We start from the raw sequence: 13,550 nt of genomic DNA, 5'->3' as shown, positions 1-13,550 counted from the left end.
TACCGTGAGTATTAAAGCTAGTGACCTTAATTTAGACCATTTTATGAGTATATCGGAAAAACCGGGCATGAATTTAAAAGAATTACAGTTGTCTCTTACAAGTGCAACGGCCTGGGGAGTGCTCCGAAAAGACTTAATTACGGCACTTGGTGTTCAGCGGGCCAAACGATTTCTACTAAGATATGGTTATCAATGTGGCGTTCACGAAGCACGTATCCTTAAAGAAACGATTAATTGGCAGGATGAACTAGAGTGGCTTATTGCCGGATCCAAAATGCATTATTTGACAGGAAGGGCCTTCTCGTACCCAGAAACATTCAATGTGGACATGAAGAAAGGTTTCTTTGATGTAACTGGTTATTGGATTGACTCGGACGAAGCCAATCAACACCTGCAGCATTTCCCCAAGCATACAGAACCAGTCTGCTTTTATTTAGCTGGATATGCAAGCGGTTACACAAGTGAATGTTTAGGAAAGCGAACCATTTTTAAAGAGGTTAATTGCAAAGGTAAAGGCGATGATCACTGCCGTTATGTAGGTAAAACGGTTGAACATTGGGGCGAAGAAATTGCTGAAGATCTTTTTTTCTTTGAAAACGAAGATATGTCCGGTGAACTTGACCAAATGTATCGGCGAGTGGAGCATCAGAAACAAAGATTTGAATTAGGTTCTTCATTAAGCCGAAATTTGACACAAGCCATGCTTCAGGGAGAAGGTTTCCAGACCTTTGCCAATCTGCTAGGAAAAAGCCTTCATTGCCAGGTTTTAATTGAAAATAAACATTTTGAACTGCTTGCTAAATATGGAGATAATCCAGGAATGGATGAATATATGACAGCACGAAATATCTGGGACAAGTGCAAAGAAGTGATTCATCATAACTCCATTGTTGAAACACCATTTAAGGATAAAACATTTACCATTTTGACGATACCAATCACTAACAGAAATCAGATTTATGGGTTTATCACGATAGATTCAGATCAAAAGAACGATGATTTTCGCAAAGATTTGCTTGAAAGGGTAGCGACAGTTGCCGCCTTACATGTACAGAATGAACGAGTGGCCATCGAAACAGAACAACGGATGAAAGGTGAACTTCTTGAGCAGCTGCTAAACAATAAGGAAGTGGACACAAAGGAAATTAACAGCCGCTTTTCCTACATTGGTTATGATTTATCGGAGCCGCATTTTATCTTGCATATGGAAATTAATGACCGGAAGGTGAAAGAAAAGGGCTCTGTTAATTACGATTATCTGAAAATTAGAAATAAATTAACCAATAAATTCTATCAAAAACAGCATAAATTTGATGCTCCCCTTATTTTAACCAAATTAAATACCATTCAGGCTATTATCTTGAAGAAGTATATCGACTCTGAAGGAACCACGATTAAAGAGTTTGGTGAGCAGCTTCTGAAGCAGATTGGAAACCAGGAACAGCAGATTTATATTGGAATCAGTGATGAAACCCGGCAGCTTTCTGATTTTCATAAAAATGCTGAAGAAGCGAAGAAGGCGGTTGAATTAGCCAAAGTGAGATCCTCAGATTCTCGGGTTATTTTAACAAGTGAATTAGGTCATTTAACCTTATTTTTAAATGCAAGAGAACCGATGGAGCTGGAGCGATTTGCAAATGAAAAATTACATCCCATCCTCGAATATGATCAAAAGAAAAATTCAGAGCTGTTGGTGACACTATTCTATTATTCGCAAAATGAATTTAATTTGCATAAAACAGCACGAGAAATGTCGATTTCGATTAGTGGAATGAGATATCGAATACAAAAAATTGAAGACTTGCTCTCTGTTGATCTATCAAGCTCTAATAGCCGCTTTGAAATTCAGATGTCCCTGCAAATCATGTTAATGCTTGGAAAAATAAAAATGTAAAGAGGTGCTGCATATGATGGCAGCTCATACCAAAGGAGGAGAAAATATGGATTCACTTCAATTTCGAAAAACGCTTGGACATTTTGCTACAGGTGTTACAGTCATTACCACAAAAAGTGAGAGTGGTTTTATTGGTTTAACAGCGAACGCTTTTTCGTCGCTTTCATTGGATCCGCCTTTAATTCTAGTTTGTATCGATAAGAAGGCAGGCAGCGTACATGCGTTTAAAAAAGATCATCCTTTTACCGTTAATATATTACAAGAGAACCAAGAAGAAGATTGCTGGCGCTTCGCAAAAAAATCCGAAGATAAGTTCAAGGGTGCTTCGTACTCTCTATCAGGTGATGGCGTACCAATCTTAACAGGGAATTTGGCAACGATTGAATGCAGTGTAGATGACTTACTTGAAGGTGGTGACCATTATATTGTCACTGGACGTGTGAAGAGTGCCGCATTTGATGAGGAGAAAAAACCGCTTCTGTTTTTCCGTGGAAAAATCGGTCACTTATCAGAACCAGTTGAGATAAAGCAATAATAAATGAACTGAATTCAGGGGGGAAAAAAATGCTATCTAAAGAGGATAATCAGTTATTAACGCAAACAGGCCCTGGGACTCCAATGGGTGATATGTTCCGCCGCTATTGGATTCCTGTTCTGAAGTCTGAGGAATTAGAACGTGATGGGAAGCCTCAGCGGGTAAAATTATTAAGTGAAGACCTCATTGCTTTCCGTGATACGGAAGGGAAAGTGGGATTGATTGACGAACGGTGTCCGCATCGTGGAACCTCCCTTTATTTCGGGATTAATGCAGGGTGCGGTATCCGCTGTATGTATCATGGCTGGAAGTTCGATTCAGAGGGGAAATGCACTGAAATTCCTTCAGAAGAGAAAGATGGAAAATTCAAACAATCCATCAAGTTGAAGAGTTATCCGATAATAGAAACTAATGGAGTTGTTTGGACATATATGGGCCCTGAAGACGAACAGCCGCCATTACCAGATTTTTATTGGATGAGCCTTCCGGATGAGAACATATTAGTCGAACGTGTATGGCAGGAATGTAATTATGCGCAGGTGATGGAAAATGATTTAGATTACGTTCACGCTGCTTTCTTGCATAAAGCTCATCACACCCAAGCAGTAGAAGAAGGGATATTAAGCAGTGATTTAGGGATCGATCCGGATCATCCGCTTGTGAAAAATCCACCAGTAAAACAGGCCGTTGAAGATACGAACTATGGGAAGCGTTGTGTTGCGGTCGGAATTGGAACGGAAAAAGAGAATGCTTTCATGGAGATTCATTATATCTTCCCATTTTACACATATCCACCGAGATTTGGCGGGGAAGATGGAATGTGGCACGCGTTTATTCCAAGAGACGATTATAGTACCTGGTCATGGGATGTACAGTTTGCGCACAACCGGACCATTGATGTCGAGGCGCAGCATCAGCGCCGGGGGTTAAAATTGGATAAGGAATTAAAGAAACAAATCAATCTTGAAAACGAATATGCTCAAGATCGAGAATTACAAAAGACAGGAAACTTCACAGGCATTCGTGGGATTGCCAATCAAGATCATGCTGCCACTGAAACAATGGGACCGATTGTGGACAGGACTATTGAGCATCTTGGGACGAGCGATTTACCGGTTATTCATATGCGCCGGATCTTACTTCAGCAGGTGAAAGCATTCCAAAAAGGAGAAACACCGCTGGTCTTAGATAATCCATCACTTAATTCATTGTATAGTGATGGTCTCTACGATGATAACCAAAAATCATGGAAAGATGCTTTTCCTATGAAAGAGCAATTTCAATTGAAAAAAACGGTTGCTAAACTGTGATTCATGATGAATGTGAAGCAATATGACGGTTATCAATCCTTTAGCTATTTAAAGGCAAATCAAGATTATAAATCATATGAATTATCCTATAATCTTGATCGAGTCCCAGCGTACACGCTTCATTTAACGGAGAATGAAGAAGAGAAGCTGAAAAAAATATTTACAAAATACCCAATCGTTTCATTACGCGACCATGGCTTTATTGTGCCAAAAAAATCTGAACAGATTCTTCCTTATTGCGGTGAGTTTCATACTGCTTTTCATTATGAAGGAATCTCTATGTCGGGAATTGACGTAATATTTGAAAATTTTATGGATGGCATTTCGATCATTGCCTCGAAAAACGGCTTGAAATGGGACGATGTCCTTTACTTACTTGGTATGCGCTACGCTGATATCCAGCGTCAAAAGACGATTTATGTCGCCAGCACATACGATGACTTGTTAAAAGCAAAGCGGAAGAAACAAGTAGCCATCTTGCCGTCACTAGAGGCGGCAAGTATTTTAGAAAATGAACTTGATCGTGTAGATATATTATATGGCTTCGGTATCCGCTGCATGGGAATTACCTATAACGAAGCAAATAGTCTTGGTTCGGGACTTATTGAGAATCGAGATGGCGGACTAACCAATTTCGGACGTCGCGTAATTGAACGAATGAACCGATTAGGGATGATGATAGATATATCTCATTGCGGGGATCAAACGAGTTTAGATGTGATTGAAACAAGTAAGCATCCTGTTTTCATCACACATGCAGGAGCAAGGGCTTTGTGGAACACACCACGAATGAAGCCTGACCATGTTTTACAAGCATGTGCTGAAAAAGGCGGAATCATTGGAGTTTGTGCTGCCCCGAATACGACATTAACGAAAAGCTCACCTAACCATTCGCTGCAATCCGTGATGGAACATTTTGAATATATTAGCAAATTAGTAGGCATTGATCATGTTGGTCTTGGACCCGATACTTTTTTTGGAGACCATGTAGCCTTACAGCATGCCTTTGACGATATGTTAGGCATTTCAGCTTCTCACAGTGGAGAGGATTTTGTGGAATCAACCTATGTAGAAGGGGTGGAAAACCCTGCTGAGGCTATGAAAAATATGATTGGATGGCTGGTGAAACACCATTATTCAACTAAAGCTATTGCCAAGGCAGCAGGAGGGAATGCCATGCGAGTGATAAAAAGTATTTTAATAAACTAAGAGAGGAGTCGATTACTTTTGCAAAGGATGGTAGTAGAACAAGAAGTGGCGATCGTTACGGGTGCAGGGCAGGGTCTCGGTCATGCGATTGCCATAAAGCTCCTTTCAGAAGGAAAAAGGGTTGTTTTTGTTGATGTGAATGAAACTGCCTTAAACGAAGTAAAAGAATCTGATCTTTTGCAGTGTTACCATTCTTCCTATTCGATGTTTTTAACGGTGAATGTATCAGATGTCGATGCTATTAAAAAGAGTGTGGAAACAATCCTGGAAAACTGGGGCCGCATTGATATATTGGTGAATAATGCCGGTGTCCGTAAAGAAACAGTGATTGAGGAAGTAACGGAAGATGAATGGAACCTTATATTATCAGTCAATCTTGGTGGGACCTTTTTCTACTCTCAAGCTGTACTGAACTCAATGAAACAGCAAAAAAAAGGGCGTATTATTAATGTTTCTTCTTTCGGGGGTCAAGCGGGTCCGCTGACATCAGGTGCCCATTATTGTGCTTCTAAAGCAGGGCAGCTGGTTTTAACAAAAGTATTTGCAAGGTCTTTAGCTGATCAGGGGATCACTGTAAATACTGTTGCTCCCGCTGCCATTGAAACACCAGAAATGGAAAAGATGGACCCAGCTGTGTTAGCAAGAATGAAGGAAAGCATTCCAGTAAAGCGCTTTGGTGAAGCGGAAGAAGTGGCAAACATGGTCTCTTACTTAGTTTCAGATGCAGCTGGTTATATTACGGGTTCAACTTTTGACATTAACGGCGGATTGCTCATGCGTTAAGCAGATACTAAAGGAGATGAATGTAATGGGAGAAATTAAACATGGTGCACCTGAAATACCCAATCCATTGAGAGTTTTTATGACGTTTGAGTCGACAGGGTGGTTTGATACTACTCAGGAGCAAAAGGAAAAAGAAATATTACCGCAGCTTCATGAAGTTTTAGTGGCGTGGAAAGAAAATGGATCTGAATTATTAGGCACGTTTGACAGAGATATATTAACAGCCGGGCATGCTGGACCGGTTAATTGGCATGCGTGTTTTTTATATAATGTCCCTGATTTGCAAACGGTTACAAATATGACACACTCATTTCGAGCAACTGGCCTCGATCGCTTCTTCCGTTTAGAAGCGTCAATTGGACGTCCGTTTTTCTTGTTAGAAAACAATCGTTAAACAGTCAAATAAAAGAGATATGTCATTCTGGAGGAGAGGGGGGACCTTCTTGACTTTAGTTGAATATTTACAGGATATCCTGGAACTCGAAGAGGCTGAGATGTTTATGGTAGATCCTGCTTTTACGTTGAACCTTGAAGATTTTGAGAAGGATGTAAAATGAGTGAATTGCTTTTCTCAACGATTGAAACAGCTGGATCATTAATGGCAAGGAAAGAGATTTCACCAGTGGAATTGACTAAATTAACACTGGAACATATTAAATTAAATGAACCCGCCCTTCAAGCATTTATTACGGTGATGGAAGAAGAAGCATTGGGTCAGGCGATGAATTTAGAAGAAGAAATTCAAAATAATCAACTTCGTGGTCCACTGCACGGGATTCCAATTATTGTGAAGGATTTATTGCAAACCAAAGGTGTACGAACAACTGGAGGGTCAAAAGTTTTTAAAGACTGGGTACCTTCAGATGATGCAACATCTATACAAAAGCTGAAGGACGCAGGAGCAGTCATCATTGGTAAAGCAAACTTGCATGAATTTGCGATGGGAGCCACAACTGAAAATCCTCACTATGGAAGTGCGAAGAATCCATGGGATTTAACAAGAATACCAGGCGGGTCGAGTGGTGGCTCAGCTGTGGCCACTGCAACAGGTATGGCCTTTGGTGCTGTTGGAACAGATACAGCAGGTTCTATACGTCTGCCTGCAGCAATGTGTGGCACGGTAGGATTTAAACCGACGTATGGACTTGTTAGTCGTGAGGGCTGCCTGCCATTTAGCTGGTCTTTAGACCATGTAGGTCCAATGGCAAGAACCGTAAACGATACGGCCATTATGTTAGAAGTGATGAGAGGATATGATTCCAAAGACCATTCGACTGTTAAGAGGGATGAGTCTGTCCTTTATCCTGCCCTGCAAACTCTTAAAGGAGTTAAGCTAGGCTTTTATGAACCCTATATGTTTTCAGGAATCGATGAAAAGGTGAAGATTGTAATTCAGCAGGCTTTTCAACGTTTAACCGATTTGGGGGCAGAAATCGTTTCCATCAAGCTGTCAGGGATAGAAAGGGCTCTTGATGCTTTAAAAACAATTGCGCAAGCAGAAGTTGTTTCCTTTCATGAACCGTTGTTAAAGAGATTTGGAGATTTATATGGGGATGATTTGAAATATCGCTTTCAATTTGGACGTAGTATTTCCGCAACCGATTATATAAATGCTCAACGAACCAGAAGACAGTTTATCACCGAAACTCTTAAGCAAATGAAAGAGCTGGATGCTTTAGTCGGCCCTACCAATGTTCAGCCTCCTTTTGAGATCGGCACGATGGTTCCAGAACAGGCGATTAGCAATATGTTTACGCTTGGAAAAACACCACTTGCCAACATTCTCGGATTTCCGGCGCTTTCTGTTGCCTGCGGCTTTACGGCAGGGACTCTGCCAGTCGGTCTCCAGCTGATAGGAAAACCTTTTACAGACAAAAGAGTTCTGCAAATAGGAGATTGCTATGAGAAGTCAGAGAAATGGGTACAAGCCTTGAGAGAAAATCAGCGTTATCTCCATGCAGTTAAATGATATTTTTTAGAGGGATTAGAAGATAAGGAAGCCCTTTAAGATGAGGACTGAATACGTTACTAGCTTGTATACAGAAGACAGTATTCCAAATGACAAGTAGGAGGAAAAGGGAATGGAAATTGCGGTAATTGGTGGAGGAAATGGATCTTATGCAGCAGCAGTCGATTTAACGGAAAACGGTCATCACGTAAGGTTATGGAGAAGAGACAAGGATGCTTTTCAAGCAGTTCTCGATAATCGGACCATCCATGTAAAAGACCATAATGGATCAAGAACTGTTTCTATAAAGCTAGCAAGCACCGATTTGAAGGAGGTGGTTAAAGGAGCCGAATTAATTGTCATTCCATTGCCGGCTGTTTCACAACAATCAATAGCCAAACAACTAGCGCCTGTGCTTGAAGATGGCCAGGTGATATTCTTGCCGCCTGGAACGTTTGGAAGCTATTTAATGTCAAAGGTTCTAGTCGATGAAGGCTGCAAGGCGAGGGTTGCTTTTGCCGAAACAGGTACATTACCTTATTTAGCAAGAAAATATGATGAACAAACGGTTTCTATTTCTGGAAGAGCAACACGGCTTCCGACAGGTGTGTTTCCTAGTGAACGATCTGAGCATGCATTTGAAGTGTTAAGAAAAGCATTTCCATCCATTGAACCCATTCAAGATGCATTGGACGGGGCATTAATGAATGCCGGTCCCATCATTCATCCACCGCTTATTTTAATGAACGCTGGTCCAATTGAGCATTTTGACAAGTGGGATATTCACAATGAAGGAACACAAACTTCTGTCAGAAATGTTCATAAAGAACTGGATCATGAAAGAATTAGGATCCGTGAGGCATTAGGATACACTGCGCCACATTTTCCGCTAGATGATCATTATAATCCTGAAGGGGAAGAATGGATGTATGGGAACGGGGCTCATGAAAAACTAGTGGATGGAGAGGATTGGTTTGAGCCATTAGAGTTAAAAACGCACCGTTACATGAGAGAGGATGTTGCGTGTGGTCTTGCCTTTCTTGTTTCAGTCGGTGAATGGCTGGATGTTCCCGTGCCAACGGCAAAAGGGCTGCTGGCCATCGCTTCCGCTGTAGTTGGTGAAGACCTGCGCGCAACCGGAAGAACGTTGGAGAATCTTCAGCTTGCTTCGAAAACAAAAGCCGAGTTGAAAGAGATGCTGAAGAAAGGATTACTCCAATATGAAATCAGCTAAAAAGACCATTTTCATCGCTGGTGCCGGCCGAATGGGTAGAGGGATCGCTTTAACCTTTGCTTATCAGGGGTTTCCAGTAACACTTATGGATATTAAAAATCGGAAGAGGGAAGAATTCAACCAATTACAATCATCCGCCTTAACTGAAATCAGGAGCCAGCTGGAGATTCTAGCACGGTCTAACGTTTTTCCATTTGAAATGATTAATCATATTGTCGATAGAATAGAAGTTCGTCATATTGATGATCAGGATGACATATGGAAAGATGCAGAAATCGTGTTTGAAGCTGTGCCAGAAATTCTCGCATTAAAAAAAGAAGTGTACAGTCGTATCTGTCCATTTTTACAGAAAGACGTACTGATTGCTTCTACCACCTCTTCCTTTTCTGTAAATGAACTAGCTGAGTTTGTTTTGCACAAAGATAGATTTATGAATACACATTGGCTAAATCCTGCTTATTTGATTCCGTTAGTTGAAGTAAGTCCAGGTAATGAAACGAGCGATATATCGTTAAAGGAAATGTTTAAACTACTTGAGGAAATTGGCAAGGTTCCTATTAAATGTGCACCTTCCCCAGGATTTATTGTTCCAAGGATTCAGGCGCTCGCGATGAACGAAGCATCCAGGCTTGTTGAAGAAGGGGTTGCTTCCATTGAGGATATTGATAAAGCATCAAGGGTTGGCTTTGGACTTCGATTTGCCGTATTAGGTCTATTGGAGTTTATTGACTGGGGAGGAGCAGATACGCTTTTCCATGCAAGTAACTATCTAAAAGAATCATTAAAGTCAGAGCGATTTGCACCGCCGGAAATTGTTGAAGAGAAAATGAGAAGCGGAAATATCGGATTAAAAACCAAAAAAGGTTTTTATCATTTCGATGAAACGAATATAGACCAATATCAATTGGAGACACTTCAAAAATTTATTGATTTATTACAGCATCTAGGGTTTATCACAGCCCCTAAGGAAGATCACTTTGCAATCATGAATGAGGGAAATTATTAAAGTTTTTGATACATGTAGAAAAAAGTCTGAAGGTTTGAAAAATACTTATGAGGAAATCACACTTCAACAGGATGTTGTTAGCGGTATATTCCTGTTCGTTTATGTTTGGACAATTTTTAGGGGAGTGAGTCTATGAAAATTGAAGGTGTAAAACATAAAAAAATGGGAAGAATTGCAGCCGTTGCTGCAACGATAGGTTCAGTGATTGAATGGTATGACTTTTTCTTGTATGCAACTGCCTCAGCTTTAATTTTTCCAAAAGTATTTTTTCCCGCTTCCGATCCTTATATAGCAACGTTGCAATCATTTGGCGCATTGGCAATTGGCTTCTTAGCACGTCCTATTGGAGCAGCTATTTTCGGACATTTTGGGGACCGGGTGGGCCGCAAAACGGCACTGGTTCTTACCATGTTTTTGATGGGAATAAGCAGTCTAGCGATGGGGCTTTTACCAAGCTATGACAACATAGGCATGTGGGCACCTACTTTGCTGATCCTATTACGATTAATTCAAGGTATTGGAGTAGGAGGAGAATGGGGTGGTGCGGTTCTTCTTTCAATGGAGTGGGGGAAAAAGAAGCGGCAAGCCCTTATGGCGAGTTGGCCACAGATGGGTGTAGCAGCAGGTCTCTTGTTATCTTCCTTTGTCATGTCACTGATTATGAATATTTCAGGTAACTCCTTTTATACATGGGGGTGGCGTATACCTTTTCTATTCAGTGTAGTACTGCTGATTGTTGGCTTAATTATTCGATCAAAGATTACGGAAACACCTTCTTTCCAAAATGTTCAAGAGGAAAAACAAGTATCGCGCATGCCTGTGCTAGAGGTGCTCAAAAAGCACCCAAGAGAGATTATTTTAGCAGCTCTGATCAGACTATCTGAAAATGGACCATTTTACGTCTACACTGTTCTTATGATCAATTATGGCATGGAAACATTTAAAATAGACAAGCAATTTTTAGTAAATGGAAACACAATCGGAAGTGTGGTAATGGTATTTTGTATTCCTCTCTTTGGCTATTTGTCAGATCGATTTGGCATTAAGCGTATGTATTTGGTTGGAGTGGCCGCTACCTTCTTATGGGCATTCCCTTACATTGGACTTATTAATACAGGCACTCCGATGATTATTTTACTGGCCACCTCCTTAGCTATGATTCCTCATAGTATGCAGGTGGGTCCACAAGGTGCGCTTCTTGCGAAAAGCTTCCCTGCTAGGTTACGATATAGCGGACTTTCGCTAGGAACACAGCTTGGATCTATCATCGCGGGAGGAATCGCACCGCTTATTTGTACGTTTCTTTTACACAAGTATGGCACGGCCTATGCAGTGAGCGGCTATATTATTTTTACTGCCATAGTTACGTTTACAGCCACATTAATGCTTAAAAGTTATCCTGATTCGGAGGATACTCCTTTAGAAGTCAAAGGAACTTCTTCCGCTACTGTTACCGCTCAATGAAACTAATATAAGGATAGTTAACTAAAAGAAAGCCCTCTTACCCATCTGTGAGAGGGCTTTCTTATTTTTTGGGAAAGAAAAATTTCTAATGACTAGATAGGTTTTTTCTGAAATAAGTAGATAAAATATTGTTCAAAGTGAAAATCCAAACGATTAATACTAAATATTATGAATTTTCAAACCTATTGGTAGATTGTGATAATAATCCGCGCGCTTTATCATTAAGACATAGCTAGATTATAAGAACAGAAAAGTGTAACCGCTGCCAATTAAGAAACTTAGAGGAGGAAAGAAGCATGAAAAATCAAAAGGTTATCGCTGTTTATCAAGGATTAGTAGGTAAGTTTAAAGAATTAATCAGTGAGCACGAGCTTGACCATGACGATTACCAGGCACTGGTTCATTGGATGGATCAAGTAGGAAAATCAGGTGAAATCCCGTTATTTATGGATGTGTTTTTTGAAACGCATGCGTTGCAAGAGATGTATAAGAGTGTAAAGGGAACGGAGCCAACGATTTTAGGACCTTATTATATTGAAAATGCCACTGAAATTCAAAATCCAGGGGTCATTCCACAAAGACAAGAGGAGCCAGGGGAGGTATTATTCTTTAGTGGTTCGGTCAAGGATACCGCTGGAAATCCATTAGTAGACACGAAGATTGATCTATGGCAAGCGGACGCTAATGGAGAATATTCTCACTTTGCTGAAGGTATTCCAGCTGATAACCTTAGAGCGGTTTTGTATACAGATGAAAAGGGTAATTTCGAAATTCAAACGGTTGTTCCAGGAAATTATTCGATTCCAGCCGATGGTCCTACTGGTCATTTCTTAAAGTTAATTGATCATCATTCTTATCGACCTGCACATCTTCACTTACTGTTCAAGCCTGAAAATGGAGATAAATTAGTGACCCAAATTTATTTTGAAGGGGATCCATATTTGGAAAGTGACGTAGCACAAGGGGTAAGAGGAACCTTAATTACCAAACTTGAAAAACAAGAAGACCCTATTGTCCTGATTGAGAAAGGGTTAAATAAACCATTCTATACCGCCCATTTAGAATTTGAATTGAGGCTTCAAGATACGCCTCATCTGAACAAAGCTAGTTTACAAACATTATAGAATCTGTTGGTAAATTGGTTGTAAATACAATAGACATTCTTCCCTAAATAGATAGGATGGTTTAGAAAAGATTGATCAAAACGACGAAACTCGTGAATGGTCAGTCTTTTTTTTACAAAGGATGGTCGGAGGAAGATTACTTCATTATTAAAAAGATAATAAAAATAGCTACATAAAAACAAGGAGTGTCATGGATGCAAATGTATATAAAAGAAGTGAAGCATCATCATTTTCAAATAGCAGATTATCCAGGGGAAAAAGGGACGATTATTGCGATACATGGGTTAACAGGAACACATAAAAATATGCACTATTATGCAGAAGCACTAAAAGGGGAATATCGATTATTAGCGGTTGATTTAAGAGGACGCGGCAATAGTTCTGAAACGGCTGATCATACATCTATCTTTCAGCATGCAGAGGATATCATTGATTTAATCACGGAGCTGAAAATAGAATCTCCTATCTTGATCGGTCATTCTATGGGGGCATTTATCGCCTCCATTGTCGCAAGTAAATTGGATACGGTGAAAGGCTTGGTTTTATTAGACGGGGCGGCGAACATGTCTGATCAGCAGCGTGACATCGTTCAACCATCTTTAGGGAGATTAAGTAAAAAATATGATTCGAAAGAAAGCTATGTAGAAGAAATAAAAGGGATTTATCACCGATTAGGCGTTGAATGGACTCCTATAGTAAACGAGGTAGTGGAGTATGACATTCAAGAAGCCGGAGAAATGTGGGAGCCTAAATCGACAGAATCTAAAATCCTAGCAGACTTTGAGAGTTTTTATTCCTATAACCCTAAAGATGTGTGTTCCAAGATTAGTTGCCCGACTTTATTAGTGTATGCCAAAGGGGAAATTGGTCCATTTCCGCCATTATTTTATGAAGATGCGTATGATGAAACGAAGAAATATACGGCTCATATTCAAACGTTTGTCTCAGATTGTAATCACTATACTATGGTGTTTGAGAATAGACTGGAGATTAATCAAACGATAAAGGCATTTTTAAAGGGACTATAAAGGAAGAAAAACTAG

At 40.2% G+C, this 13,550-nt stretch carries 12 protein-coding genes; all 12 read left to right on the top strand.

What is annotated here, in order from left to right:
• Positions 1-4 precede the first annotated feature (4 nt).
• The 12 genes from BR30_RS0105670 (at position 5) to BR30_RS0105605 (ending at position 13,535) form a co-directional block, all read left to right on the top strand.
• On the top strand, positions 5-1,894 hold the full coding sequence (locus BR30_RS0105670) for a XylR N-terminal domain-containing protein (protein ID WP_026564169.1): 1,890 nt from the start codon (positions 5-7) through the stop codon (positions 1,892-1,894).
• Between the two features lie 46 nt (positions 1,895-1,940).
• Positions 1,941-2,429, top strand: coding sequence for a flavin reductase family protein (locus BR30_RS32715; RefSeq protein WP_035445148.1), 489 nt, complete (start codon positions 1,941-1,943; stop codon positions 2,427-2,429).
• A 29-nt stretch (positions 2,430-2,458) separates the two neighbouring features.
• Positions 2,459-3,739, top strand: a complete 1,281-nt coding sequence (locus BR30_RS0105660; protein WP_026564168.1) for a Rieske 2Fe-2S domain-containing protein — start codon at positions 2,459-2,461, stop codon at positions 3,737-3,739.
• A gap of 3 nt (positions 3,740-3,742) precedes the next feature.
• A complete protein-coding gene (locus BR30_RS0105655; RefSeq protein WP_231507631.1) occupies positions 3,743-4,948 on the top strand; it encodes a dipeptidase in 1,206 nt (401 codons plus the stop codon).
• Between the two features lie 27 nt (positions 4,949-4,975).
• A complete protein-coding gene (locus tag BR30_RS0105650) occupies positions 4,976-5,731 on the top strand; it encodes an SDR family NAD(P)-dependent oxidoreductase (protein ID WP_035445146.1) in 756 nt (251 codons plus the stop codon).
• 25 nt (positions 5,732-5,756) lie between these two features.
• Complete coding sequence (locus BR30_RS0105645) at positions 5,757-6,125, top strand: hypothetical protein (RefSeq protein ID WP_026564165.1); 369 nt, start codon at positions 5,757-5,759, stop codon at positions 6,123-6,125.
• A 159-nt stretch (positions 6,126-6,284) separates the two neighbouring features.
• On the top strand, positions 6,285-7,700 hold the full coding sequence (locus tag BR30_RS0105635; protein WP_026564164.1) for an amidase: 1,416 nt from the start codon (positions 6,285-6,287) through the stop codon (positions 7,698-7,700).
• Between the two features lie 112 nt (positions 7,701-7,812).
• Complete coding sequence (locus BR30_RS0105630) at positions 7,813-8,913, top strand: NAD/NADP-dependent octopine/nopaline dehydrogenase family protein (RefSeq protein WP_026564163.1); 1,101 nt, start codon at positions 7,813-7,815, stop codon at positions 8,911-8,913.
• Positions 8,900-9,919, top strand: coding sequence for a 3-hydroxybutyryl-CoA dehydrogenase (locus BR30_RS32710; RefSeq protein WP_051633473.1), 1,020 nt, complete (start codon positions 8,900-8,902; stop codon positions 9,917-9,919). The genes BR30_RS0105630 and BR30_RS32710 overlap by 14 nt, the downstream gene beginning before the upstream one ends.
• A gap of 132 nt (positions 9,920-10,051) precedes the next feature.
• On the top strand, positions 10,052-11,383 hold the full coding sequence (locus tag BR30_RS32705) for an MFS transporter (RefSeq protein ID WP_081825357.1): 1,332 nt from the start codon (positions 10,052-10,054) through the stop codon (positions 11,381-11,383).
• A 296-nt stretch (positions 11,384-11,679) separates the two neighbouring features.
• Complete coding sequence (locus BR30_RS0105610) at positions 11,680-12,507, top strand: dioxygenase family protein (RefSeq protein WP_026564162.1); 828 nt, start codon at positions 11,680-11,682, stop codon at positions 12,505-12,507.
• 194 nt (positions 12,508-12,701) lie between these two features.
• Positions 12,702-13,535 carry an alpha/beta fold hydrolase gene (locus BR30_RS0105605; protein ID WP_026564161.1) on the top strand — a complete coding sequence of 278 codons (834 nt, stop codon included), beginning with the start codon at positions 12,702-12,704 and terminating at the stop codon, positions 13,533-13,535.
• The last annotated feature ends 15 nt before the right edge of the window (positions 13,536-13,550 follow it).

The sequence above is a fragment of the Bacillus sp. UNC41MFS5 genome, from assembly GCF_000686805.1.
Note: the sequence above shows the minus strand (reverse complement) of the source record. Positions and strands in the feature narration are given on the sequence as shown.